23 protein-coding genes and 1 tRNA gene are annotated in these 23,585 nt (G+C 65.4%); 9 read left to right on the top strand and 15 right to left on the bottom strand.

All coding sequences use genetic code 11. The features are described from left to right. From AC0L58_RS01900 to AC0L58_RS01860, 9 genes are all read right to left on the bottom strand, one after another. Nucleotides 1–1,293: a sensor histidine kinase gene (locus AC0L58_RS01900; protein WP_473686124.1), complete on the bottom strand. Its 1,293-nt coding sequence runs from the start codon at nt 1,291–1,293 to the stop codon at nt 1–3. Nucleotides 1,294–1,308: 15 nt separating this feature from the next. Continuing rightward, nucleotides 1,309–1,995, bottom strand: a complete 687-nt coding sequence (locus AC0L58_RS01895; protein ID WP_473686122.1) for a response regulator transcription factor — start codon at nt 1,993–1,995, stop codon at nt 1,309–1,311. Nucleotides 1,996–2,333: 338 nt separating this feature from the next. Further along, nucleotides 2,334–4,085: a TonB family protein gene (locus tag AC0L58_RS01890; RefSeq protein WP_473686120.1), complete on the bottom strand. Its 1,752-nt coding sequence runs from the start codon at nt 4,083–4,085 to the stop codon at nt 2,334–2,336. Then, the gene (locus AC0L58_RS01885) at nt 4,085–4,480 is read right to left on the bottom strand and encodes a BlaI/MecI/CopY family transcriptional regulator (RefSeq protein ID WP_473686118.1); all 396 of its coding nucleotides are present in this window, start codon (nt 4,478–4,480) and stop codon (nt 4,085–4,087) included. The genes AC0L58_RS01890 and AC0L58_RS01885 overlap by 1 nt, the downstream gene beginning before the upstream one ends. Nucleotides 4,481–4,650: 170 nt before the next feature. Further along, nucleotides 4,651–5,175: a hypothetical protein gene (locus tag AC0L58_RS01880; RefSeq protein ID WP_473686116.1), complete on the bottom strand. Its 525-nt coding sequence runs from the start codon at nt 5,173–5,175 to the stop codon at nt 4,651–4,653. Nucleotides 5,176–5,319: 144 nt separating this feature from the next. Then, nucleotides 5,320–5,805 carry a hypothetical protein gene (locus AC0L58_RS01875; protein ID WP_473686114.1) on the bottom strand — a complete coding sequence of 162 codons (486 nt, stop codon included), beginning with the start codon at nt 5,803–5,805 and terminating at the stop codon, nt 5,320–5,322. A 127-nt stretch (nt 5,806–5,932) separates the two neighbouring features. Further along, nucleotides 5,933–6,829: a 30S ribosomal protein S6--L-glutamate ligase gene (gene rimK, locus AC0L58_RS01870; RefSeq protein ID WP_473686112.1), complete on the bottom strand. Its 897-nt coding sequence runs from the start codon at nt 6,827–6,829 to the stop codon at nt 5,933–5,935. Continuing rightward, nucleotides 6,826–7,308, bottom strand: coding sequence for an ATP-dependent zinc protease family protein (locus tag AC0L58_RS01865; RefSeq protein WP_473686110.1), 483 nt, complete (start codon nt 7,306–7,308; stop codon nt 6,826–6,828). The genes rimK and AC0L58_RS01865 overlap by 4 nt, the downstream gene beginning before the upstream one ends. 37 nt (nt 7,309–7,345) lie before the next feature. Then, nucleotides 7,346–7,419: transfer RNA gene (locus AC0L58_RS01860), tRNA-Gly, on the bottom strand. A 447-nt stretch (nt 7,420–7,866) separates the two neighbouring features. Here AC0L58_RS01860 and AC0L58_RS01855 point away from each other — a divergent pair. From AC0L58_RS01855 to AC0L58_RS01845, 3 genes are all read left to right on the top strand, one after another. Then, nucleotides 7,867–10,125, top strand: a complete 2,259-nt coding sequence (locus AC0L58_RS01855; RefSeq protein ID WP_473686108.1) for a DUF6600 domain-containing protein — start codon at nt 7,867–7,869, stop codon at nt 10,123–10,125. A gap of 96 nt (nt 10,126–10,221) precedes the next feature. Further along, the gene (gene trmB, locus AC0L58_RS01850; RefSeq protein WP_473686106.1) at nt 10,222–10,926 is read left to right on the top strand and encodes a tRNA (guanosine(46)-N7)-methyltransferase TrmB; all 705 of its coding nucleotides are present in this window, start codon (nt 10,222–10,224) and stop codon (nt 10,924–10,926) included. Between the two features lie 270 nt (nt 10,927–11,196). After that, a complete protein-coding gene (locus AC0L58_RS01845; RefSeq protein ID WP_473686104.1) occupies nt 11,197–13,038 on the top strand; it encodes an SLC13 family permease in 1,842 nt (613 codons plus the stop codon). A 35-nt stretch (nt 13,039–13,073) separates the two neighbouring features. Here the strand turns inward: AC0L58_RS01845 and AC0L58_RS01840 are convergent, their stop codons facing one another. Beyond that, nucleotides 13,074–13,445 carry a Rieske (2Fe-2S) protein gene (locus tag AC0L58_RS01840; protein ID WP_473686103.1) on the bottom strand — a complete coding sequence of 124 codons (372 nt, stop codon included), beginning with the start codon at nt 13,443–13,445 and terminating at the stop codon, nt 13,074–13,076. A 98-nt stretch (nt 13,446–13,543) separates the two neighbouring features. Here AC0L58_RS01840 and AC0L58_RS01835 point away from each other — a divergent pair, with 98 nt between their 5' ends. Then, on the top strand, nt 13,544–13,792 hold the full coding sequence (locus AC0L58_RS01835; protein ID WP_473686101.1) for a hypothetical protein: 249 nt from the start codon (nt 13,544–13,546) through the stop codon (nt 13,790–13,792). A 151-nt stretch (nt 13,793–13,943) separates the two neighbouring features. Beyond that, nucleotides 13,944–14,900: a drug/metabolite exporter YedA gene (yedA, locus tag AC0L58_RS01830; RefSeq protein ID WP_473686099.1), complete on the top strand. Its 957-nt coding sequence runs from the start codon at nt 13,944–13,946 to the stop codon at nt 14,898–14,900. A 218-nt stretch (nt 14,901–15,118) separates the two neighbouring features. Here yedA and AC0L58_RS01825 read toward each other — a convergent pair whose 3' ends face one another. The 4 genes from AC0L58_RS01825 to AC0L58_RS01810 all read right to left on the bottom strand — a co-directional run bounded on the left by AC0L58_RS01825 (nt 15,119) and on the right by AC0L58_RS01810 (nt 19,699). After that, complete coding sequence (locus tag AC0L58_RS01825) at nt 15,119–16,426, bottom strand: ABC transporter permease (protein WP_473686097.1); 1,308 nt, start codon at nt 16,424–16,426, stop codon at nt 15,119–15,121. Nucleotides 16,427–16,438: 12 nt separating this feature from the next. Then, nucleotides 16,439–17,602, bottom strand: a complete 1,164-nt coding sequence (locus AC0L58_RS01820; RefSeq protein ID WP_473686095.1) for an ABC transporter permease — start codon at nt 17,600–17,602, stop codon at nt 16,439–16,441. Nucleotides 17,603–17,612: 10 nt separating this feature from the next. Beyond that, the gene (locus AC0L58_RS01815; RefSeq protein WP_473686093.1) at nt 17,613–18,299 is read right to left on the bottom strand and encodes an ABC transporter ATP-binding protein; all 687 of its coding nucleotides are present in this window, start codon (nt 18,297–18,299) and stop codon (nt 17,613–17,615) included. Between the two features lie 158 nt (nt 18,300–18,457). Further along, the gene (locus AC0L58_RS01810) at nt 18,458–19,699 is read right to left on the bottom strand and encodes an efflux RND transporter periplasmic adaptor subunit (RefSeq protein ID WP_473686091.1); all 1,242 of its coding nucleotides are present in this window, start codon (nt 19,697–19,699) and stop codon (nt 18,458–18,460) included. A 237-nt stretch (nt 19,700–19,936) separates the two neighbouring features. Between AC0L58_RS01810 and AC0L58_RS01805 the strand changes: the two genes are divergently transcribed. From AC0L58_RS01805 to AC0L58_RS01790, 4 genes are all read left to right on the top strand, one after another. Further along, nucleotides 19,937–20,623, top strand: coding sequence for a fumarylacetoacetate hydrolase family protein (locus AC0L58_RS01805; protein WP_473686089.1), 687 nt, complete (start codon nt 19,937–19,939; stop codon nt 20,621–20,623). A 79-nt stretch (nt 20,624–20,702) separates the two neighbouring features. Further along, nucleotides 20,703–21,116 (top strand): large-conductance mechanosensitive channel protein MscL, encoded by a 414-nt coding sequence (gene mscL / locus AC0L58_RS01800; protein WP_473686088.1) that lies wholly within the window; start codon nt 20,703–20,705, stop codon nt 21,114–21,116. Between the two features lie 102 nt (nt 21,117–21,218). Beyond that, on the top strand, nt 21,219–22,652 hold the full coding sequence (locus AC0L58_RS01795) for a M20/M25/M40 family metallo-hydrolase (protein WP_473686086.1): 1,434 nt from the start codon (nt 21,219–21,221) through the stop codon (nt 22,650–22,652). A 60-nt stretch (nt 22,653–22,712) separates the two neighbouring features. Then, nucleotides 22,713–23,225, top strand: a complete 513-nt coding sequence (locus tag AC0L58_RS01790) for a DUF1697 domain-containing protein (protein WP_473686084.1) — start codon at nt 22,713–22,715, stop codon at nt 23,223–23,225. A gap of 101 nt (nt 23,226–23,326) precedes the next feature. Here the strand turns inward: AC0L58_RS01790 and AC0L58_RS01785 are convergent, their stop codons facing one another. Continuing rightward, nucleotides 23,327–23,548, bottom strand: coding sequence for a TonB-dependent receptor (locus AC0L58_RS01785; protein WP_473686082.1), 222 nt, complete (start codon nt 23,546–23,548; stop codon nt 23,327–23,329). Nucleotides 23,549–23,585 lie beyond the last annotated feature (37 nt).

Genomic DNA, 23,585 nt, shown 5'->3' with positions numbered 1-23,585 from the left:
TCAGGTGAAGACGATGCTGGCGATCGCACCGTTCGTGTCGCTGCGCGGGCGCATCGAGACATCCCAGCCGTACAGTTCGCACAGCCGGCGCACGATCGCCAGACCAAGGCCGGCACCGCTGCCGCCCACGCCTTCGCCACGCACGCCGCGCTGGAACAGGCGTTCGGCATCTTCGGGCTTGATCCCCGGGCCGGTGTCGATCACCTCGATCCGACCGTCGCCGACCTCGACCCGCACGCTGCCTTCGAGCGTGTACTTGATCGCGTTGCCGATCAGGTTGGTCAGCGCCACCGACAGCACCGAGGCCGGCGCATTGACGCTGACCGGCTCACGCACCTCCAGCTCGATCGTCAACGGCTTGCCGCGCATTTGCGGGCGCTGACTCTCGATCACGTCGGTGGCGACCTTGGCGACCTCGGTGGTCTCGCCGCGCGTGGGACCGCGCCGCTCGGCACGCGACAGCAACAGCAGCGCCTCGATCAGTTCCGTCGCCTGCCGCGAGGCACGCTCGATCCGCTTCAGCCGCTCGCTGAGCTTCTCGGTCAGATCGGGTGAGCCCTGCAACAGTTCGGTGGTGCTGGCGATCACCGCCAGCGGCGTGCGCAGCTCGTGGCTGACGTCGGAGTTGAACTCGCGATCGCGCTCGACCATCGCCGTGAGCCGGGCCGAATATTCGTCCAGTGCATGCGCCAGCTCACCGACCTCGTCGTCGGCAAAATGAGGCGCCAGCGGCTCGGCCTTGCCGGCCTTGCGGAAATCGCGCAAGCGTTGGGCGAGGTCGCTCACCGGCTTGAGCACCTTGCGCGAGAGCCACAAACCGATTGCCAGCGAAAGCAGGCCGAACAGGAATACGGCAGCGATGACGCTGATCAGCAATTGCTGCTTGCCGAGTTCCTCGCGTGTTACGTCGTACCGGACAAAGCTGATGATGTGGTGCTCGCGGTAAACCGCCAGTTTGTAGTGATGCAGTTTACCATCCGCGCCTGGCTCGACGATGTCGTGGACGCCGTTTGCATTGGCCAGGTTCTGCCACGTCAGCGGCGCCTTGTACAACGTACGATCGCTCTTGGTCATGCCCGTGATCAATTGCGAACCGGGACCGGGAGCGTCCGGATGCTCCTGGGCGAACCGGTTGGCATGCTTGGCGTCGTCAAGCAGGCTTGCGTTGACCAACTGGTCTTCAACCTTGGCACGGATGTTCAATGCGGCCACGGCGAACAGCGCACTCAGGCTGAAGCCGAACAGCGCGAATGAAACGACCAGGCGAAATCTCAGCTTGCGTCTTGACCGCATCAGGCGTGCGCCGCATCAGGCTTGAATTGCATCCGGCTCGACCATGCGATAGCCAATACCGTGGCGAGTGTGGATCAGAGGCTTCTCGAACGGCTTGTCGATGGCGGCGCGCAGCCCGTGGATGTGCACGCGCAGCGAATCGCTGTCGGGCAGCTCCTCGCCCCACACGCGCTGCTCCAGATCCTGCCGTGTGACCACCGACGGGCTGGCCTCCATCAGCGCCTGCAACAGCTTCAGGCCGATCGGGTTGAGCTGGATCGACTTGCCCTCGCGGTTCACGGTCAACGTGTCGAGGTTGTAGGTGAGATCGGCCACCTTCAACACGCGGCTCTGCGGGCCCTTGCCGCGGCGCGCCAGCACTTCCAGCCGCGCGGCCAGCTCCTGCAACGCGAACGGCTTGGTCATGTAGTCGTCGGCGCCGGACTCGAAGCCGGTGAGCTTCTGTTCCAATGCGTCGCGGGCGGTCAGCATCAGGATCGGCGTCTGCTTGTGCGCCTCGTGACGCAGCTTGCGCGCCACCTCCAGGCCGTCCATGCCGGGCAGGGTCAGGTCCAGCACGATCACGTCGAAATCGTGCACCACGGCCAAGTGCAGGCCGGTCACGCCATCACCGGCGAAATCGACCACGTTGCCCCGGTCTTCCAGATAATCGCCGATGTTGGTCGCGATATCGCTATTGTCTTCGATCACCAGTACACGCATGCGTCACTCCTTGCGCAGCCAGCGCACAGCCGGCCCAGGTCGTCAGCTTATCAAGGCTGGGTGGAGCCGGCGCGAATGCCGCGCCAAAAATCCGAACGGGGTGTTTCCGAGACAAGAAAAAGGGCCCGGATGCACGACTCGCCGTCGCCCACCAGAGCCCGAACCATTGCCCCGACACCGTCATCTGCAAACACCCGGCTCTCAACCCGGGTGCCTCACAACGACAACATCGCGTGCTTTATAGGCGGTCGATGGTTACGGTGAAGTTAATCGACGTACCAGGACGGTAAAAGCTCGCATCTGCCCTTGCGCAGCAGGCTCCACGCCATGGGGCGCGGTCACGGCTGCGAGCGCAGCGCCCGACCGGACACGACGCCAAACCCCAACGGATCGGCGTCGCGGCAAATATGCGTTCCGGTCACCACGCGGCAGGCCCCACGGCCGGACTCACCGTAATTACCTTGTGCTCGGCCACGTGTCCTTTGGGCATGGCTGCCACTCCTGCTGAACGCCACAACCTGCCGGTACGTGGCCGCTGGCGCTGCATCGGAGGGCAACGCAAATCGCCACCCACTCACGGCATCGAGGGCGGCCTGGTTGAAAATCCGGGCAGGCGTCGCGTCAAGGACATGCGGATGCAGCACGCGCCCATCGGCGCTCAGGCCAAACTCGATCACCACACGCCCTTCGATGCCGTCAGCCCATGCCGCGGGGGGATAAACAGGCTCCCGTATGTGCACGGCGGTTGGAGCATCGGCCACGGCAGGAGGCGACAGCGGGGCAAGCTGCAGGTCAGCGAAAATGGCCGGCAACGGATCGCGCGCGGTCGGCACGGGACGGGAGACCGGCAACGGCGCCAAGTGCTGCAACAAGTGGGCGCGTGCACTGGCTCCCGGGTCGACTACGGTAACCGGACGATCCTCGGAAATCGGCGCTATCCGCGTCGTGGCGCCGCCCAGAGCCGGTTCCAGGTTCGCCACCGCCGGCCGCCACGCCGCACCCGCTGCAGGAAGCGGCAGGCGCAACAACTGCGATGCCATCGCGGTCTCGATCCGGACCGCCGCCTGGCTCAGGCCCTCCTCGATCACTTCGTGGTTTCGTTGCATGTGCAGGGAAACCATCACCGTCGCGACGGCGACGAACAACGCCATGAAGGCAATCGGCATGCGGGCGCGCGCCGTGGCAGCCCGCTCCGGCACGATCACGACTTGCACGCGGTCAAGCAACGCGCCGCCATTGGCCGCCAACAGCATCGAGGTCTGGCGCTCGCGCAACTCACCCAGTTCAGCGAGCACGCCGACGAATTCGTGGCGACTGCCACCGGTGACGGAAAGCGCCACGGCATCGCAACATATCTCGCGCTCGTTGCGCACCTCACGCGACACCCAATGCACGACGGGGTGGTAGAACAGCAGCGTTTCCAGGATGAGCTGGAACAGGTTGGCCAGCGGGTCCCAGCGCCGCAGATGGGCCAGCTCGTGGGCAAGGATCAGCTCGATCTGACTGGTCGAGAAATTGCATACGACGGCGACGGGCAACAGGATCACCGGCTTGATCCAGCCGATGACCACCGGCGCGGCCACGAGCTTGCTGCACAGCACGTCGATGGGCCGCTCCAGGCCCAGACGCTGTGCCATGACGCCGATGCGCGCCTTCCACTGTGGCACCAGTTCCGCCGCCCGGACCAGAACCTTCAAGCGGCGCCACTGCCGCCACGCACGAAACGACAACAGGAAAATACCGCCGAGCCAGGCCAGGACGAACCACGGCAGCAGGGCATTCAGCGTGGCACTCGACAACCAGTGTGCCGGGCTGACGGCAGCCGGCGAGGCGCCCGTCACCAGCACCGCAGCGGTCTCGACGACCTGTCCCGAGGCCGCAACATCGAGCAGCCGCCACAGGGTAATCGGCAGGCACATGGCAAACCCGAACAGGGTTGCCATGCCTAGCCAGTAACGCGCGGCTCCGCGTGGAAGCAACTGCCGCAGCAACGCATACATGGCACCGAGCAAGACACCTTGCCAGACAAAATGCAGCAACGCCCAGCCGATCAGCTGGGCGCCTGACAACAACTGCTGCCACAGGTCCATCAGCGGGACTCCTGGTCGAGTTTGTTCAGAAGCTCGCGAATCTGGCTCAACTCCTCCCGACTCGCCCGCCGGCTACCCAGGGCATGCATGACCAACTGCGATGGCGACCCCTCGAACACCCGCTGCAGCATGTCCTGCACGAATTTCTTCTGGGTGCCTTCCTTGCCGATGGCCGCGCGATACACGTGCGCACGCTGTGAATCGTCACGCTTCACCAGGCCTTTTGCATGCATGACCTGCAGGAGTTTCAGCGCGGTGGTGTAGCCGATGCCAGCCTCATGGTTCAATACCTCGTACACGTCGCGGACCGTGCACGCCTCGCGGGCCCACAGAATATGCAGTATCTGCAACTCCGCTTCGGTGGGCCGGGGTATCTTGGTTGGCTGATTCTTCATCGCGTCGTTCCGCGTCGAGCCGGTGGCAGTGTATTGCAATGGCGCAGGCGTGTCCCGATCAGACGCGGGGGGAGAGGCTGCCCGTGCGTCATTGCGCGCCACCCTCGGCAGCATTCGTGCAAGACCCGAGTCGATCACGCCCCGTTGGCGGACGAACTGCCCTGCGCTCGTCAACCGCCATTGGAAGTCGCGCCGGCATTGGTCTTTCCGGGGAAGCTGTTCCTGGCGTTCTGCACACGACGGAAGTCGATCATGACGTCCTTGGTGGCGCGTCGCTCCGCCTCCATCGCGCCGTACGTACGGCAGGTGGTTCGCGGGATGTGTGAACCCAGCGGCGGCCTCGATTCGCAGATCAGTCGCTTGTTGTCCCGTCGGGTGAGAATGGCATTGACCATTTCCTGACGGTTGAACAGGTCGATCTTGGCCATCGGGTCCATCTGCGCAACCGTGCCGTAGCGATCCAGTACCGACTGCATGTAGGCCAGACCGCGGTTCACCTCGGCCGCTTCCTGCTTGTCGATGTAACCGTAACGACCACCGGGCTGCATCTCCTGCTGGACTGCTTGCACCACGATGGCAAACGTATCCTTGTTGTCCGCCCTGACGATGGTCTCCGTCTTGACCGCAAACGCCTGTCCCACCGGCAACAGGGCCGATAACGCCAGCGCGGCGATTTTCCACGTGTTCAATTTCATCGTTCACTCCTTCCTGTTCGGCCGGATGTGTCGGAGAACACATCCGTTCGCACGGCACGCTGTCGGAGTGCAGGCATCAATCGCCGGAGCAGACGGGGCACGTCCTCCCCGGCAGGTGAACCATCATCGGGCCGGCAGCTGCCCTCAGTTGCCGCCCCTCACGTTCTGCACGCGGCGGAAGTTGATCAGTTCGTCCTTCGTATTGCGTCGCTCGGCTTCGATCGCGCCATACGTACGGCAGGTGGTTCGCGGGATGTGCGAGCCCACCGGCGCCACCGATTGGCAAATCAGGCGCTTGTTGTCCCGTCGGGTCAGGATGGCGTTGACGGCTTCCTGATGGTTGAACAGATCAACCTTAGCTTTCGGGTCCATCTGGGCGACTGTGCCGTAACGGTCCAGCACCGATTGCATGTAGGCCAGTTCGCTATTCACCTGAGCGGCCTCTTTCTTGTCGATGTAGCCATAACGACCACCGGGCTGCATCTCCTGCCGGATCGCCTGCACCACGATGGCAAACGTCTCCTTGTTCTCCGCCTTGACGATGGTCTCCGTCTTGGCCGCGAATGCCTGCCCCAGTGGCAACAGGGCCAGCAGCGCCAGTGCGCCGATTTTCCACATGCTCAACTTCATTCTTCACTCCCTCCTGATCAGCTGCCCCGGCACGGGGAAAATGACAAACGTCTCGACCTGCCGGCGATCTTAGGCCGGCTTCGGAAGTCGTGTCAACGAAAAGGTTCGTACTAAACTTGCCGTACGCTCAAGTCGCCGCTTTGCCGCGCTGCGGCAACTGCTTCTGCAGCAGGTCGACGATGCTGCCCGCCACATCCACGCCGGTGGCCGCCTCGATGCCTTCCAGGCCCGGCGAGGCGTTGACCTCCAGCAGCAGCGGGCCGCGGTTGGAGCGCAGCAGGTCGACGCCGGCGACGCCCAAGCCGAGTGCTGCCGCCGCGCGCACGGCAATGCGCTTTTCTTCGGCATTCAACGCCACCGCCACGGCGCTGCCACCACGGTGCAGGTTGGCGCGAAACTCGCCCGGGCTGGCGCTGCGTTGCATCGCCGCCACCACCTTCTTGCCGACCACGAAGCAGCGAATGTCACTGCCATTGGCCTCGGCGATGAATTCCTGCACCAGGAAGTTGGCGTAGAGCCCGCGGAATGCCTCGATCACGCTTTGCGACGCGCTGCGTTTTTCGGCCAGCACCACGCCGGTGCCCTGGCTGCCCTCGTTGAGCTTGATCACGTGCGGCGGATCGCCGAGCAGGGCCAGCACGTCGGCCGTGTCGTCCGGATTGTCGCCGAAGACGGTGACCGGCATCGCGATGCCCTGGCCGGCGAGTATCTGCAGGCAACGCAGTTTGTCGCGCGCCCGCAGCACCGCGTCGGACGGGTTCGGCGTGTAGACGCCCATCATCTCCAGCTGGCGCAACACCGCGGTGCCGTAGAACGTGGTCGAGGTGCCGATGCGCGGAATCACCGCATCGAGATCGCGCAACGGCTTGCCGTTGTAACGGATCGCCACCGCGCCCGGCGCGATCCGCACGTAGCAGCGCAGCGGGTCGAGCACGCGCACCACGTGACCGCGTTCGCGGGCGGCCTCGACCAGGCGCTTGGTCGAATACAGACGGGTATTGCGCGAAAGGATGGCAATCTTCATTCGGAACTCATGTGGTCCGCGCCACTGGCTCGCAGCGAGGGGCGCGGTTGGGTGTAGGAACGTGCCGGATCGACGATGAAACGGCCGCTCAGCGCGGTGCGGCCGAGCAGCATCGGGAACAGCATATGCCGACGGTCAGTGAGGTTGATGTCGACGTCGAAACGAATGCCGGCGAGTTGTATCTCGCTGCGGATGAACCAGCGCTCGGTACGCCGCCCGCCGGTGTCGGTCACCGCACGTCGATCCAGCGCCCGCGCCTCGCAATGCACCAGCCTGGGCACGCGCCGGCCCGGATGCAGGGAGAAGCGCAACCAGATCACGCCGTCGCGCCGGAAGGGTTCGATCGTGTCGACATGCAGCGAACTGCTGCGGGCGCCGGTATCGAGCTTGGCCTTGAGCATCCCCAGGCCCAGCTGCGGCAAGGCCAGCCGCTCGCGCCAGCCGAGGGTCACCAGCGTTGCGCCGATCGGATCCGCCATGGGTTCGTCTCAGCTCGAAAATCGCGGATCGGGAGAGTGGAGCGGGTGAAGGGAATCGAACCCTCGTCAGTAGCTTGGGAAGCTACAGCTCTACCATTGAGCTACACCCGCGAAGGCATTCGTGAATGGTAACCCGGGATTCGCGCGGTGGGAACTGGCGCCAGCGTGGCATGCCGCCGGTCTAAGCGCCCCCATCCGCCCTTCGGGCACCTTCCCCCGTGAACGGAGGAAGGGACAACTACAAATGCTTTGACACATTGCGCGTGAAACGGCCTTCCTCCGCACAGCGGGGGAAGGTGCCCGAAGGGCGGATGGGGGCAAGCTCTTCCCGATGAAGCCGAGTACGCGGCGCTGCCGAGTCGATACGTGATCAGCGTTGTCCCCAATCGCGGCTGAACCGTGCATGGCGCCCAGCTGAACCGGTGGCCGTGCCGGGGCGCAGAACTAAGGCGCAGCTAACCTTTCCCATGCGCATAATCGAATCACGACTTGGCCATGCGGCCGGATGAACACGAAACATCGCGGCGCAACCAACATCCTGATTCAGGGGGAACCATCATGCGGACGCTCACCAAACTGCTTGCCTCACTGCGACAACACGGCGCCGCACTCGCCATCGTGCTGCTGTGCGCCAGCACCGGCCTGGTGCACGCGCAGACGACATCGGGCGGCGACAGTGCCGACCCGCCCAGCCGGGTGGCGCGTCTCTCCTACCTGGCCGGCGACCTCGGCCTGCTGCCGGCCGGCGCCACCGACTGGAGCGACGCCAGCATCAACCGCCCGCTCACCACCGGCGATCGCCTGTCCAGCGGCGACGACGCGCGCGCCGAGCTGGAATTCGGTGGCGCCACACTGCGGCTGGACCATCGCACCGATCTGGGCTTGCTCAACCTCGACGAACAACTGGCGCAGATCGAGCTGACCCAGGGCAGCTTGAACCTGAGCGTGCGTCATCTGGATGACGGCCAGAGTTACGAAATCGACACGCCGACCGTGGCGCTGGTGATCGACCAGCCCGGACGTTTCCGGGTGGACATCGATGGTGACGCGACGCGGGTCACCGCGTTCGAAGGCAAGGCCATCGTGTATGGGGAGAACAATGCCCAGCGCGAGGTCTTTGCCGGCCGCAGCTACCGTTTCGTCGACTCCAGCCTGGCCGCCGTCGCGATCAGCGACATCGGTGGCGGCGACAATTTCGACGCGTGGGTCGATCAGCGCGACCAGCGCTACGCGCAGTCACGCAGCAGCGAGTACGTGTCACCCGACGTGGTCGGCTACCAGGACCTGGATCAGTACGGCGAATGGCAGGACAGCAGCGACTACGGTGCGGTCTGGTATCCCAACAACGTGGAGGTCGGCTGGGCGCCCTATCGCGACGGCCACTGGGCGTATATCGCGCCGTGGGGCTGGACCTGGGTCGATGCCACGCCGTGGGGCTACGCGCCCTATCACTACGGCCGCTGGGCGCATACGCATCGCGGCTGGGGCTGGATCCCCGGGCCACGCTACGCGCGGCCGATCTACGCGCCGGCACTGGTCGCCTTTGTCGGTGGCGGCGGCTTTTCGGTGAGCATCAGCAGCGGCCCGATCGGCTGGTTCCCGCTTGGTCCGGGCGAGGTCTACAACCCGTGGTATCGCTCCAGCCGCGACTACTACCGGCGTGTCAACGTCACCAATATCCGGGTGACCCGCACCTTCACCAACGTCATCATCAACAACCGCATCAACAACCACTACGGCCACTATCGCAACAACCAGCCGCTGCGGGAGCACTACGTCAACCGATACGCGCCGCGCGGGTTCACCGCGATTTCGGGCCGGGAGTTTGCCGCCGGCGCGCGGGTGCAGCGCCACCTGGTCAAGGTCGATTCGCGCAATCTGGAAAGCGCACGGGTCATGCCGCGCGGCGTCGACGTTCGACCGGCCCCGCAGCGCCGGCCGGCCGAGCGCAGCGAACACGTGCGGCGACTCCCGCTTGATGGCTTCCGCCGCGAAGTCGTTGCACACCGCGCACCACCCGCAATGGCCGAGCGTCGCATCCGTGGCGCCAACGATCGGATCGGGTCGCAAGCCGCCGTCGTTCCGGTGTCGCATGTGCGTGTACTTGGTTCCAACGACAATGCCCGCGACGACCGGCGGCAGGCTACTGCCGCGCGCATGAACGCAGAGCGCGAACGCGCGCAAGCTCCGCGCGGCACGGCGGTACTTCCCAAGGCACGGGTGATCGAACGCCGCGGCGCCGTGAACGAGATCAGCGCGAACGAACCACCGGCACGGACCGAGCTTCGCTCGGCACGCTTCGCCCATCCACAGGGTCGTCACCAGGCTGAGGAGCGCCAGGCCATGCCCCGACCCGGCGTGAGCTACATTTCCAGCGCGCGGCAGGACAGTCATCAGCGGGTTTCACGCACCGCGCTGCCCGAGGTGCCACATATCGAATCCGCCGCGCGCAGCGAGCGTCCGACCGCGATCCGTGGGGAACGACTGCCAGCCGAGCCGATCAACCAGACTCGTCCGAACTCGTTCGAGCGGCGCCCTGCCGAGCCGCGTTTCGAGCGCGCCGAAGTCGCCCGGCCTGCCTACGTGCGTGAGCAGGCCCGCCCGCAAGCGATCCCGCGTGAATCACCGCGACCCATCGCGCAGCAGCCACGCTTCCAGTCGCCACGGGTCGAGCAACCGCACTATCAACCGCCACAACAAGTCCAACCGCAGCGAGCGGCAGCGCCACGCGTGGAGGCACCGCGGCCCCAGCGCAGTACGCCGCACAAGGACCGGGACCCCGAGCCGCGACGGCAGCAAGTCGGGCAGCGACAGTAAGACTGCGGTAGAGTCTGCCCGCTTCCGGCAGCATGCGTCGACGTGATGCGTGCTGCCGGTCTCCGCCCCCGCCGACGCCTGCCCCCGGAACACCGCATGACCGCTGCTGACCACGACACCGCGCCAGAGCGCCTGCGCCGAATCCGCAGCTTCGTGCTGCGCGAAGGCCGCATGACCCCGGCGCAACAGCGCGCCTTCGATACGCTATGGTCACGCTACGGCCTCGATTACCACGGCACCACCTGCAATCTCGACGCCAGCTTCGGTCGCTCGGCGCCACGCGTGCTCGAGATCGGCTTCGGCAACGGCGAAGCGCTGGCCTGGGCCAGCGAGCACGATCTTGAACGCGACTTCATCGGCGTGGAAGTGCACGGCCCGGGCGTCGGCCGCCTGATGAACGCGTTGGCCGCGCGCGAGGCCAGCAATGTACGCATTTACAAACACGACGCGGTCGAAGTGCTCGAGCACGAGATCGCGCCGGCTTCGCTGGCCGAAGTGCGCATCTGGTTTCCCGATCCCTGGCACAAGAAGCGCCACCACAAGCGGCGCCTGATACAGCCCGAATTCGTTGCCTTGCTCACCTCGCGGGTAGCGCCAAACGGGCTGCTGCACCTGGCGACGGACTGGCAGGGTTACGCCGAGCACATGCTGGAAGTGATGGAGGCGGCGCCCGGCTGGCGCAATCAACTCGGTGCCGGTCAGTACGCCGAGAAGCCCGAGTGGCGCATCGAAACGCATTTCGAGCGGCGTGGGCTCAAGCTGGGGCATGGGGTTTGGGATTTGTTGTACCGAAAGGCTTGACCGCTCCCCAACCCTCCCCTACTGCGCAGAGGAGGGAGCACGACCCGGCAGCTTTGCATCCACGGCGAGTAGCCAGACAGCTTTTCTCCCTCCCCTGCTTGCAGGGGAGGGTCGGGGTGGGGTCAGGCTCTTGCCTGCTGGCCAACCGTTCACCAGTCGGCGTGCTGACGCGCTTATACTCGTTGCCACACGGGGACAAGTCGGCAGCAGCGTGAGGCCTCCACTGCAAAACTGGATTCACCATCGATCACCCGGCTGGGACGTCGGCTGATGGGACTGTCGCTCAGCCCCGAAATGATCATGGTGCTCGGCCTGCTCGGCTTCACCATGCTGATGCTGGTGCTGGAGTGGATCCGCGCCGACATGGTGGCGCTGCTGGTGGTGGTGACCATCGGCCTGACCGGCTTGCTGCCCTCCGACCGCGTGTTCAACGGCTTCGCCGGCAACGCGGTGATCGCGATCATCGCCATCATGATCATGGGCGAAGGGCTGGACCGCGCGGGCGTGCTCAGCCACACCGCACGCTTCGTGATGCGCATGGCCAGCGGCGTGGAGTCGCGCCTGGGCATGGTGATCAACCTGGTCGCCAGCTTCTTCAGCGCGGTGATCCCGAGTCAGGCGCTGGCCGCGCTGATGATCCCGGTCAGCAGCCGACTGGCGGCGCGCACCGGTGTGCCGATCTCGCGGCTGCTGCTGCCGATGGCGTTCTGCATCCTCACCGCCACCAACACCACGCTGATCGCCAACTCACCGTTGATCGTGCTGAACGATCTGATCGCCAGTGCCAACGCCAACCTGCCCCCCGGCGCGCACACGATCCCGAAATTCGGTTTGTTCAGCGTTACCCCGGTGGGCCTCGCGCTGGCCGTGGTCGGCGTGGCGTATTTCTATTTCTTCGGCCGCAAGTTGCTGCCCGGGCATGAGGACCAGCGACTGAAGGTCACCCCGGGGCGAACCGAGAGCTATTTCGCCGAGACCTACGGCATCGGCGGCGAAACCGCTGAACTCACCGTCACGGCGGAAAGTCCGCTGGTCGGCATGAGCATCGGCGAGGCCGAAGCCCTGCACGAGGCACCGCTGATCCTGGCGATCAAGAGCGGCAACGATTCGCGCATGGCGCCGCCGGCCGATCACGTGATCTGGGTCGGCTCGATCCTCGGCGTGCTGGGCCCGCGTGAGCAGCTGAACCAGTTTGCCAACAACCAGCTGTGCCGGCTGTCGACGCGCATGCGCCAACTGGGCGAGCTGTTCAACCCGACCCGCGCCGGCATCTCCGAAGTGGTGATCCCGCCGGTGTCGCGGTTCATCAAGCACACCGTGGCCGAGCTGCGCCTGCGCAAGCGCTTCGGCATCTCGGTGCTGGCGGTCAACCGCGGCGACCAGGTCTTCCGCGACGACGTGCGCCAGGTGAGCCTGCGCGCGGGCGACACCGTGGTGCTGCACAGCAACTGGCATGACCTGGCGATGGCGGCCGAAGACAAGGACCTGGTCGTCGTCACCGACATCCCCAAGGAACAGCAACGCCCCGGCAAGATCTGGCAGGCGGTGGGCTTCTTTCTGATGGCGCAGGGTTTGGCGCTGTTCACCAATCTCGACCTGTCACTGTCAATGATGACCGGCGCGATCGCGATGCTGCTGACCGGCGTGCTCAACATGGACGAGGCGTTCAAGGCGATCAACTGGAAGACGATCTTCGTGATCGCCTGCCTGATCCCGCTGGGCTGGTCGATGGATGCCACCGGCACGGCCGCATGGATCGCCCAGGAAGTGCTGGTGCACCTGGGCGGAGCCGCACCGTGGGTGCTGCAACTGTGCCTGGCCGTACTGACCTTGCTGTTCTCGCAGGTAATGTCGAACGTGGGCGCCACCGTGATGATGGTGCCGATCGCGATCAGCGTGGCGATCGCCACCGGCGGCAACCCGTCGGCCTATGCGCTGATCGTCGCCGTGTCGTCGTCCAACACCTTCCTGCTCAGCTCCGGCCACCCCGCGCTGATGATGGTGACCGGCCCCGGCGGTTACCGTGGCAAGGATTTCCTGCGCATCGGCGCGCCACTGACCCTGCTGGTGCTGGTGGTCACGTTGATCGTGGTGAATCTGATGTTTCGGTGAGGTGCCCGGAATCGGAAATCGGGAGTCGGGAATAGTCAAGACTGGCCGGCGGGCTCCAGGCAGACCGCGTCGTCGATCACCCGAACCGCCACCGGCAACAGGTGTTGCCCGCGGCAGGGCCCGCCGATGCACAGGCCATCTCCCTGGTTGAACACGGCGCCATGCACGGCGCAGATCAGGGTGTCGTTCTTCAGCAGGAATTTGCCGGGCGCATAGTCCAGGCGATTGCCGGCGTGCGGGCAGATATTGCGATAGCCGCGCACCTGCTCGCCCTGGCGCAGCAGGATCACGCTTTCCTCGCCATCGGCCAGGGTCGCGTCGACGGCGGTAGCTCCGCCGTCAGGTATCTGCGCCAGCGGACAGAGTGCCTGCTGCTGCGACGATTCGACCGGGCTGACTGTATCCATCGGCACTTGCCTCGCGGGACGTTAGGCCCCATCGTGTCACTGTAAGTTGTTGATTTTACCACACGGATTTTTAACACATGCGACTTTTCGTGCATTCCATGCGTCGTCCCCGCCACCCCGTGGCGCGCTTCCTTTCGCTGGTACTGGGCCTGGCCGTGATCGGCGTATTGCTGGTTTTCGGCCTGGTGGTGGCTGGTGTATTGCTGGTCGGCGGCGTGATCCTGCTGGCGATCCGCCAATGGAAGCAGGGCCATGCGACAGCAAAGCCGGCGCCGCACGCGCCGCAGCCGAAGGTGCTGGAGGGCGAGTTCGAAGTGATTCGGCAAGGGCGCCCCGTCACCCATTGATCAGTTTGCAGGAGCGCACCGAAGTGCGCGATGCACTGGCCGTTGCCGCAGCTTTGCAAGCCGGGCTGCGCCCGCCGTTCGCGCACAGGGTGCGCTCCTACATGCGCTCGCCTTCGCGGATAATGCGCTGTCCCCACCTCGGTTCACCCCCATGCCCGCATTCTCCGACGACGGCGCCACCCCGTCGCGCCACTTGGCTGATCCACGCCTGCTGATCCCCCTGGGCCTGCTCACGCTGTACATAATCTGGGGCTCGACCTACCTGGGTATCCGCTTCGCGCTGGAGAGCTATCCCCCGTTTCTGCTTGCCGGCATTCGCTTTCTGGGTGCCGGCATCGCCTTGTACGGCTTCCTGCGCTGGCGCGGCCTGGCCCCGCCCACGCCGCTGCAATGGCGCAACGCCGCGTTCACCGGCTTGCTGCTGTTGGGCATGGGCAACGGGCTGGTCTGCTTTGCCGAGGAACGGGTCAGCTCCGGCATCGCCGCGGTGGCAGTGGCGAGCATGCCGCTGTTTGCCGCGTTGTTCACCGGCATGTACGGGCAATGGCCGAACCGGCGCGAGAGCGCCGGTCTGGCGATCGGTTTCGCCGGCGTGATCGTGCTGAACCTGGGCAGCAGCCTGTCCGGTTCGCGGCTGGGCGCGCTGGCATTGCTGACCGCGGCCATGTGCTGGGCCTTCGGCTCGGCCTGGAGCCGTCGCCGCGACATGCCGGCCGGCCCGATGAACACCGCCGCGCAGATGTTGTGCGCCAGCGTCGCCTTGCTGCTGTTCGGCTTTCTCTACGGCGAACGTCTGCCCTCACACCCCAGCACCCACGCCACGCTGGCACTGATCTACCTGGCGGTATTCGGCTCGATCATCGCCTTCAGCGCCTACCTGTACGTGCTCAAGCACGCCCGCCCCGCGCTCGCCACCAGCTACGCCTACGTGAACCCGCCGGTAGCCGTGTTGCTGGGCATCCTGTTGGCCGGCGAACATCTGGGTCCGTTCGACCTGGCCGGCATGGCCGTGATCCTGCTCGGGGTGATGGTGATCACGCTGGGACGCGCGCGCGGCACCAGCGCACCCTCGTCAGCGCGGCTGCGCTTTGGTGGCGGCGCGCGCTGAGATCACTGGTGTCGGCGTTGACGGTGGTGACCGTTCGTTGATCGTCGCGCGGAGGGAGGCGGCGGGCAGAGCCCGCCCTACGAACCTCGCTGCGCTTTGCCACGACGATGGTGCATACGCCATCAGCATCAACGGCCGGGATCAACGATACCGCGCGGCGGCCATTTCCGTAGGGCGGGCTCCGCCCGCCGAAGCCACGAAGGCACGGCCCGACCTCCTCATGACTCGCGCAGCGCCGTCGTCACCGGCAAACGTGCCGCGCGCACGGCCGGAAACAGGCCGCCGATGAAACCGATCGCCAGCGCCCACTTCAGGCCTTCCCACAGCAGTTGCGGCGAAACCTGGAAGCGGAACACGATCTGGGTCAGCCCGCTCAGCGTCGAGGCGGTGTAGCCGTTGAATACCAACCACACGATCAGCGCACCGAGCACGCCACCGAGCAGCGCCAGCAGCATGGTTTCCAGCATCACCGAGACCACCACCGGAACACTGCGGAAGCCGATGGCGCGCAGGGTGGCAATCTCCCTGGCGCGCCCTGCCACCGCGGCGAACATGCAGTTGAGCGCGCCGAAGATGGCGCCGATGGCCATGATGATGCCCACGGTCAGGCCGACAATGCGGATCACCTTGGCCAAGCCCGCGGACTGGTTGGCGAAATAGTCGCTGGTGGTGCTGGCTTCGACCTTCAGCTTCGGATCGGACGCCAGCGCCGCATGGAAACGATCGAATGCAGCGGAGCCGGTGAGCTTGACCAGCACCGATTCGGCGCTGTTGCCGCGGCGATAGGCTGACGCCACCGTCTGACGGTCACCCCACAACTCGGAATCGTAGGCGTCGCCGGAGGCGAACACGCCCACCACCTTCCACGACTCCCTGCCCAGCTTCACCTCGTCGCCGATGGCCATGCCCGCAAATTGCCGCGCCGCGCCCTGGCCCACGGTCAACTCGCGCAGACCGGGCTTGAACTTGCGTCCCTTGATGATTTTCAGGTCAGGGCGCAATGCCCAGGCTTCATCGTCGATGCCGCGCAGCTGCGCGTTGGCATCCTCGTCCGAACCCTTCTGCTTGACGCTGGCAGCTACTACCAGTTCCGCCGACGCGATCGGCTTGCCACTGGCATCGCGCGCGATGCCGGGCGCCTGTTCGATTGCGAGCACATCGTCGTGCGTCAACACCGATGCCGATTCTGCCGCTGCCCCGCCGCGCAGCACGATCGCGGTGTCGCTGCGGCCACCGCTCTCCAGCGTCGCGGTGAGTCCCTCGCCCATCGCCAACAGCGCCACCAGCACGGCGACCACACCCGCGATGCCGATGACGATGACCGACGAAGAACCCGCGCGCTGCCTGATCGTGCTGACTCCCACAGCGGTCACCGACGCGGCCTGCCGACCGCTGCGCGACAGCACCAGCCACGCGGCCAGCACCAGCACCAGCGCAATGGCGCCAAACCATGGCAACCAGGTCCACCCGTACACGGCGAGGATCACCAGCACCACCAGTCCCAGATTGAACAGAAATTTCTTCATGGCGAGCTCCTGTCAGCGGCCGCTGAGTGCGTCGACGATGTTGAGGCGCATCGCACGCCACGCGGGTATCCAGCCGACGATCAGTCCGATCATCAGCATCAGCGCGACACCCAGCCCCCAGGTGCCCGCACTGACGCCGCGCACCGGAATCATGCCGCCGCTGGCGGCGCCGATGCCCGGCACGATCGCCGACACCAGCGCCAGTCCGATCACGCCGCCAAGCAGCAGCAACAGCACGCTCTCGGCCAGCACCATTGCCTGCACGCTGCGACTGGAAAAGCCGATCGTCTTCAACACCGCCAGCTCCGAGGTGCGCTCGCGCACGGCCTGCATCATGGTGTTGCCGGTCAGCAGCAGCAACGTGAAGAACACCGCGCCCATGATCGACACCACGATCAGGCCGATATTCACCAGTTGCTTGATGAACGAGGCCTGGAATGCCTGCTCGGTTTGCGCCTTGGTCTCATGATCGGAATTGGCTGAAATGGCGTCGATCGTCTTGGCCACCGCGTCGGCATGCGCCGGGTTGGCCACCTTGACGACATACCAGTGCACCGTGCCCGAGCCGAAGGCATTGTTCTCGTCGAAATACTTCCAGTGGAACAGCAGCAACTGCTCGCGGCCGGCCGCCGCCTCGGTCTTCGCATGGAAGATACCGGTGATGTCGAACGTCCAGGTGTTGCCGCCGGATGCCCTGGACGGAAAGATGGTCGACTGCAGCGGAATCCTGTCGCCGACCTTCCAGCCGTATTTCTTCGCCAGCGCCGCGCCGACGATCGCGCCGGTGCGGGTACGGTCCCACGCCGCGCGCTGCGCCGCCGGCAACACGATTTCCGGGTACAGCTCGATGTAGTTGGGGCTCACCGCGAAACTGATGACCTGGTTGCGCGGGTCCTGGTAGACGCCGCCGAACCAGTTCGCCGAAGCCACCTCGCCCACCCCCGACACCGCCGCGATGCGCGCGCCCAGACTCTCGGGCAACGGTTGCTGCATCGACATGCGCGAGTTGACGATCAGCCGCCCGGCGCCATCGACACTGTCCCCGGCGGTGAACGCCATGCGCACCGAGTTGAGCAGGCCGAACAACAGGAACGCGGCGATGATCGACACCAGGGTGAGAAACGTGCGGGTCTTGCGCCGGAACAGCGCAGCCCAGATCAGGTGGAGATATTTCATGATGACCTCCTCACGCCGTGGCCTGTTCGACCAGGGTGCCCTTGTCCAGGTGCAGCGTATGCGTGGCGTACTCGGCGGCCTTGGGATCGTGCGTCACCATCACGATGGTCTTGCCGTGCTCGCGGTTGAGCTGCTGCAGCAGGCCAAGTACCTCCTCCGCCGATTGCCGATCCAGGTCGCCGGTTGGCTCGTCGCACACCAGCAAGGTCGGGTCGGACACGATCGCGCGGGCGATCGCCACGCGCTGCTGCTGGCCGCCGGAGAGCTCGCCCGGCTTGTGACTGGCGCGATCGGCCAGCCCCACCAGCTGCAGCGCAATCGACGCATTCTTCTTGCGTTGCGCCGCCGACAGTTTCGTCAGCAACAAGGGCAGTTCCACATTGCGCTGCGCCGACAGCATCGGCATCAGGTTGTAGAACTGGAAGATGAAGCCGACGTTCGACGCGCGCCACTTGGCCAGCGCCCCACCACTCATCTGGTCGATGCGTTGCCCTCCCACGCTGATACTGCCGGCCGTGGGCGTATCAAGCCCGCCGATCAGGTTGAGCAAGGTCGTCTTGCCCGAACCGGACGGACCCATCAGGGCGAGAAAATCACCCTCCCCAATGGCGAGGTTGACGTGATGCAGCACCTCGACCTTCTGCTTGCCGCGCTCGTAGGTCTTGGCGAGGTTCTGGATATCGATGAGGGCGCCCATGGCAGTTCTCCGTGGAATGGTTGCTGAGGTCGTGGGGCAGGGTTGTGTTCGGTGTTCGGTGTTCGGTGTTCGGTGTTCGGTGTTCGGTGTTCGGTGTTCGGTGTTCGGATGAGCATCGCCCGCCAGCGGGCTTTCACGACTTCAAGAAAGTGGCGGATTCAGGGTTCTTTTGTCTTGACGGGTGAACCATCGTGCAGGGCGGCCGGCGGCGTGGTCACGACACTGTCGCCCGAATTCACGCCGCCCGGCAGCAGGCGCAGTTCGCCATAGGTTTGCGCCGCCGGATTCACGCGTCGGAGCTGCGCCTTGCCCTCTTCAACCACGAACACCACGCTGTGTCCGTCGCGTTGCACGATGGCGTTGGCCGGCACCAGCACGCCTTTGGGCGCCTGGGCGGCGCTTCCGCGTTTGGCCTGCTGTTCCAGGAACGAGACGCGCACCCCCATCTCCGGCACGATCCGCGCATCCTTCTTCTCCAGCGCGACGCGCACCTTGATGGTGGCCTTGCCGCGATCGGCGGTGGGCACGATCGCGATGACGTGGGCGGGAATCTTCCAATCCGGATAGGCATCCAGCACCGCTTCGGCCGGCATGTCCGGCTGGACCCGGCCGATGTAGGCCTCGTTGACGTCGACATCCACTTCCAGCGAATCCATGTCGACGATGGTGCCCACGCCGGTGCGGGTGAAGCCACCGCCGGCGGACAACGGCGAGATGATCTCGCCGACCTGCGCATCCTTGGTGGTGACCACGCCGCTGAACGGCGCACGCACCACGGTGTAATCAAAATTGACCTTCGCCTGCACTGCCTGCGCCTCGGCGGCAGCCGCCTGCTTCTGCTGCGCCGCCAACTGTGCGCGGGTCGTGTCGACCAGTGTGCGCGCCTGCTCCGCCGACTGTTTCGACACCAGCCCCTGCTTTGCCAGCGACTGCAGCCGAGCCGAGTCGTTCCGGTTCTGCGCCAGCTGCGCCCGGTATTGCGCCACCAGCGCCTGCGCCGCGGCAGCCTGCGCCCTGGCCGTTTGCAGCGCAGCCTTGTATGCGCTGTCGTCCAGCCGCGCCAAAACCTGGCCCTTGCTGACGTGATCGCCTTCCTCGATCAGCACCGCAGTCAGCGTGCCGGTGATCTGCGCCGATACCGTCGCCTGGCGCCGCGCGGTGACGTAGCCGGTGGCCTGCAACACGGCGCCGGCATCGCTGTCCGCACTGATCGACACCGCCTGCGCCACTTGCACCGACAGCGCGCGATGACCCAGCCAGAACCAGCCCGTGCCGCCGAGCAGCAACAGCACGACCACCAGCGCACCAAGCACCCAAGGCCAGCGCGCACGGCCGTTCCCGTGGTCTTCGCGCTGATGGCGTTCAATACGCAGCTGCTTCAACAAGTCGGCGTTGCTCACTCCCACTCCCTGCCCGGCTGGGCCGGTGATTCGATGGGTGCAGAGTGACGCACTGGCGAGCACCGATTCAAGGCACGACATCAGCTATCGGTCGTGACAGATGTCATCCGGTGCCTGGGGAAACCGGCGGGCAGAGCCCGCCCTACAGCGACGCATCCGTCACGGTACGAGAATCGTAGGGCGGGCTCCGCCCGCCGGCCTCCCTGCAAGCGCCGCCGGTTTGCTACGCTTCGCGCCATGAGCCTTGTCATTCCCGCGCCCGCCACTCCCTCCCTGCCCATCATCGGCAGCGACCAGCGCTTTCCGATTCGCCGGGTGTTCTGCATCGGCCGCAACTACGCCGAGCATGCGCGCGAGATGGGGGCAAGCGTGGACAAGGCGGCACCGATGTTTTTCTGCAAGCCGGCCGATGCGGTGGTCAGCGACGGTGCGGATGTGCCCTACCCGTCGGCCACCAGCGACCTGCATCACGAAGTCGAGATGGTGGTGGCACTGGGCGCGGGCGGGCGTGACATCGAGGTCGAGCAAGCGGCTGCGCTGGTGTGGGGCTACGGCGTGGGCCTGGACCTGACCCGACGCGACCTGCAGGCACAAGCCAAGGCCAAGGGTCACCCGTGGGACGTGGCCAAGGCATTCGACCATTCGGCGCCGATCTCGGCGCTGCACCCGGCGGCGACGGCAGCGATCAGCGCGGACACCGAACTGCGCCTGCAGGTCAACGGCGAGTTGCGTCAGCAGACCCGTCTGGGCGAGATGGTGCACGACGTGCCGCAGATCATCGCCGCCCTGTCGCGCCTGTTCGAACTGAAGCCCGGCGACCTGATATTCACCGGCACCCCCGCCGGCGTGGCGGCGCTGCAACGTGGCGACCGCATCCATGCCGAACTGGTGGGCGTCGCCGAGCTGGTTTCACGCATCGTCTGACCCCGGGCCATGGCTGTGCGCGGCGTCCATGCTGCGCTAGAGTTCCAGGGCCATTTGGCGCAACCCTGGGGAGAACAGCATGGGCATGATGCAGGAATTCAAGGCGTTCGCGATGCGCGGCAACGTGATGGACATGGCGGTCGGCATCGTCATCGGCGGCGCATTCGGCAAGATTGTCAGTTCACTGGTCAGCGACGTGATCATGCCGCCGATCGGCTGGCTTACCGGCGGCATCGACTTCTCCAAGCTCAAATGGGTGATCAAGCCGGCGGACAATACCGATCCGGCTCACAAGATCGCCGAAGTTGCGATCAACTACGGCGCCTTCATCAATACCATCATCACCTTCATCATCATCGCCTTCGCCATCTTCATGGTGATCAAGGCGATGAACCGGATACACAGGAAAGAGGAAGCGGCACCCGCTGCACCGCCGGCTGAGGTGGCGCTGTTGACGGAGATCCGGGATTTGCTGAAGGAGAAGAAGTTGTAAGAGCGGTGTTCGGTGTTCGGAATTGTGCTTGATCGTGACTTCTGGTCCGTGTGCGCGGGTGGCGCGGCGTCATAATCGGGGTTTCGATTGCGGAGGTTTCCGATGCGTCGCATGACCCTTGTTGCACTGGCTGTCGGTTCCCTGTTTGCCTGCGGCGCCGCGGCTGCGGCCACCTCGATTCCGGCCACGGCGGTGCGCACCGCCGAACAGCTGCGCGACCGGGCGATGCACGATGACACGGCGTACCGGATCGTCAGCTCACTCACCACGGAAGTGGGACCGCGCATGGCCGGCAGCGAAGCCGACCTGCGCGCACGCGAGTGGGCCGTGGCGAAGTTCAAGGCGCTGGGGTTCGACAAGGTCTATACCGAACCGGTGACGTTTCCGCTGTGGCAGCGACGCAGCGAGAGCGGTGCCATCGTGTCGCCGTTCCCGCAGCGGCTGGTGTTGACCGCGCTCGGCTATTCGCCGGGCACGCCAAAAGGCGGGCTGTCTGCGCAAGTGGTGAAGTTCGACAGCCTCGACGCACTGAAGGCAGCCGATCCGGCCAGCGTCAAGGGCAAGATCGTCTACGTCGATTACCGGATGCAGCGCGAAAAGGATGGCCATGGCTACGGCATGGGTTCGGCCGTGCGCACGGCCGGGCCGCCGATCGCCGCGGCCAAGGGCGCCGCCGCGTATTTGCTGCGTTCGGCCGGCACGGATGCGCACCAGCGTATCGCGCATACCGGCGTCACCGGTTTTCGCCCGGGCGAGAAGTCGATCCCCGCCGCCGCGCTGTCCCATCCCGATGCCGACCAGCTCAGTCGCGTACTCGCCCATGGCAAGCCGGTGACGGTCAAGCTCGACCTGGACTGCGGCATCGTCGGCGAGTACACCGGCGCCAACGTGGTCGGTGAAATCACCGGACGCAAGTATCCCGACCAGGTGGTCGCGATCGGCGGCCATCTCGATTCGTGGGATCCCGGCACCGGCGCGATCGACGATGGCGCCGGCGTGGCCATCGCCATGGCCGCCGCCAAGCTGATCCACGACCTGCCGCAGCGGCCCGATCGCACCATCCGCGTGATCGCGTTCGCCAACGAGGAAATGGGTCTGTGGGGTGGTCGCGCCTACGCCGAGAAACACGGGGGCGAGGTGGCGAAGTTCCAGCTCGGCTCGGAATCGGACTTCGGTGCCGGACCGGTGTGGCGCATGAGCGCCAGCGTGAAGCCTTCCGCACGCGGCGCCATCGGGCAGATCGCAAGCGTGCTGGCACCGATTGGGGTTGCCTACGACGCCAAGCTCCCGGGTGGCGGCGGTCCCGACCTGTCGCAAATGCATGCCAAGGGCATGGCTGCCCTGTCATTGACCCAGGACGGCACCCACTACTTCGATTGGCACCACACCGCCAACGACACGCTGGACAAGATCGATCCGAAGGAGCTGGCGCAGAACGTCGCGGTCTACGCGGCCTTCTCCTACATGGCAGCCCAGGCTGATGGTGATTTCGGCTCCGCCCCCGGGGCGTTTGCCGACGACGGCGCCGGGGAATAAGCACGCGCTTCGGGTACGCGCGGATCAAGACACGGCCGGGACGATCGGAGCGACACGACGATGACCCACTATGTAGCGCTGCTTCGCGCAGTCAACGTCGGCGGCACCGGCAAGCTGCCGATGAGCGAACTCAAGGCCATGTGCGAAGCGATCGGCTTCGCCCATGTGCGTACCTGGATAGCCAGTGGCAATGTGCTCTTCACCAGCGCGTTGGGCGAAACCGCGGTGAAGAAGAAGCTGGAAGAGAAGTTGCGCGACTATGCCGGCAAGCCGGTCGGGGTGCTGATACGTACGGCGACCGAGATGGCCCAGGTGCTGGCGGACAACCCCTTTCCCGAAGCACCGGGCAATCGCGTGGTGGCGATCTATCTCGACGAGGCGCCGCCCGCCGACGCATTGGATGACATCAAGAACCGAAAGTTGGAGAAACTGGCCCTGGGCAAACGCGAGATCTACGTGCATTACGGCGAGGGCATGGCCGACTCGCGTCTCACGATCCCGACGGCAAAGGCCGGCACTGCACGTAACATCAACACCATCGCAAAACTGGCTGAGCTTTCCGCCGTTCGCTGATTTGGCGTCACCTCATGCCACGAAGTCGAATGATTCCAGAATCCCTGTGCGGGCCCCCAATTGGCTTGCAAAGCCAGGGAACCCGACCCCACAACGCGGGCTCAACGCGACCGTGTCCACGTCGATTCGATGTCACGCTTTACCGCTTGCTCCAGTCCATCCGCGTGCATGTCCTGCATGCCATGCACGCAGCCATGCCGGATACCGGCGAAGTCGCCGTCATGACGGAATGTCACCGACCAGTGCACGCGGCCAGCACTGGGCAGCTGGTAGTCACCTTCGTAGGCAAACCCGTTGCTCGTCGTGCCGGAAATATCAGCCATGGCAGAAACCCTCGTGCGTGATCGCCGCCCCAGCATA

Source organism: Rhodanobacter sp. G2-10, from assembly GCF_055809185.1.
The sequence above is the reverse complement of the archived record's forward strand: the minus strand, read 5'-3'. Positions and strand labels throughout refer to the sequence as shown.

What these genes read in the sequence shown, in the direction of transcription:
- AC0L58_RS01900 (WP_473686124.1), bottom strand. Translation starts at nt 1,293, where the DNA reads ATGCGGTCAAGACGCAAGCTGAGATTTCGCCTGGTCGTTTCATTCGCG.
- AC0L58_RS01895 (WP_473686122.1), bottom strand. Translation starts at nt 1,995, where the DNA reads ATGCGTGTACTGGTGATCGAAGACAATAGCGATATCGCGACCAACATC.
- AC0L58_RS01890 (WP_473686120.1), bottom strand. Translation starts at nt 4,085, where the DNA reads ATGGACCTGTGGCAGCAGTTGTTGTCAGGCGCCCAGCTGATCGGCTGG.
- AC0L58_RS01885 (WP_473686118.1), bottom strand. Translation starts at nt 4,480, where the DNA reads ATGAAGAATCAGCCAACCAAGATACCCCGGCCCACCGAAGCGGAGTTG.
- AC0L58_RS01880 (WP_473686116.1), bottom strand. Translation starts at nt 5,175, where the DNA reads ATGAAATTGAACACGTGGAAAATCGCCGCGCTGGCGTTATCGGCCCTG.
- AC0L58_RS01875 (WP_473686114.1), bottom strand. Translation starts at nt 5,805, where the DNA reads ATGAAGTTGAGCATGTGGAAAATCGGCGCACTGGCGCTGCTGGCCCTG.
- rimK (WP_473686112.1), bottom strand. Translation starts at nt 6,829, where the DNA reads ATGAAGATTGCCATCCTTTCGCGCAATACCCGTCTGTATTCGACCAAG.
- AC0L58_RS01865 (WP_473686110.1), bottom strand. Translation starts at nt 7,308, where the DNA reads ATGGCGGATCCGATCGGCGCAACGCTGGTGACCCTCGGCTGGCGCGAG.
- AC0L58_RS01855 (WP_473686108.1), top strand. Translation starts at nt 7,867, where the DNA reads ATGCGGACGCTCACCAAACTGCTTGCCTCACTGCGACAACACGGCGCC.
- trmB (WP_473686106.1), top strand. Translation starts at nt 10,222, where the DNA reads ATGACCGCTGCTGACCACGACACCGCGCCAGAGCGCCTGCGCCGAATC.
- AC0L58_RS01845 (WP_473686104.1), top strand. Translation starts at nt 11,197, where the DNA reads ATGGGACTGTCGCTCAGCCCCGAAATGATCATGGTGCTCGGCCTGCTC.
- AC0L58_RS01840 (WP_473686103.1), bottom strand. Translation starts at nt 13,445, where the DNA reads ATGGATACAGTCAGCCCGGTCGAATCGTCGCAGCAGCAGGCACTCTGT.
- AC0L58_RS01835 (WP_473686101.1), top strand. Translation starts at nt 13,544, where the DNA reads ATGCGTCGTCCCCGCCACCCCGTGGCGCGCTTCCTTTCGCTGGTACTG.
- yedA (WP_473686099.1), top strand. Translation starts at nt 13,944, where the DNA reads ATGCCCGCATTCTCCGACGACGGCGCCACCCCGTCGCGCCACTTGGCT.
- AC0L58_RS01825 (WP_473686097.1), bottom strand. Translation starts at nt 16,426, where the DNA reads ATGAAGAAATTTCTGTTCAATCTGGGACTGGTGGTGCTGGTGATCCTC.
- AC0L58_RS01820 (WP_473686095.1), bottom strand. Translation starts at nt 17,602, where the DNA reads ATGAAATATCTCCACCTGATCTGGGCTGCGCTGTTCCGGCGCAAGACC.
- AC0L58_RS01815 (WP_473686093.1), bottom strand. Translation starts at nt 18,299, where the DNA reads ATGGGCGCCCTCATCGATATCCAGAACCTCGCCAAGACCTACGAGCGC.
- AC0L58_RS01805 (WP_473686089.1), top strand. Translation starts at nt 19,937, where the DNA reads ATGAGCCTTGTCATTCCCGCGCCCGCCACTCCCTCCCTGCCCATCATC.
- mscL (WP_473686088.1), top strand. Translation starts at nt 20,703, where the DNA reads ATGGGCATGATGCAGGAATTCAAGGCGTTCGCGATGCGCGGCAACGTG.
- AC0L58_RS01795 (WP_473686086.1), top strand. Translation starts at nt 21,219, where the DNA reads ATGCGTCGCATGACCCTTGTTGCACTGGCTGTCGGTTCCCTGTTTGCC.
- AC0L58_RS01790 (WP_473686084.1), top strand. Translation starts at nt 22,713, where the DNA reads ATGACCCACTATGTAGCGCTGCTTCGCGCAGTCAACGTCGGCGGCACC.
- AC0L58_RS01785 (WP_473686082.1), bottom strand. Translation starts at nt 23,548, where the DNA reads ATGGCTGATATTTCCGGCACGACGAGCAACGGGTTTGCCTACGAAGGT.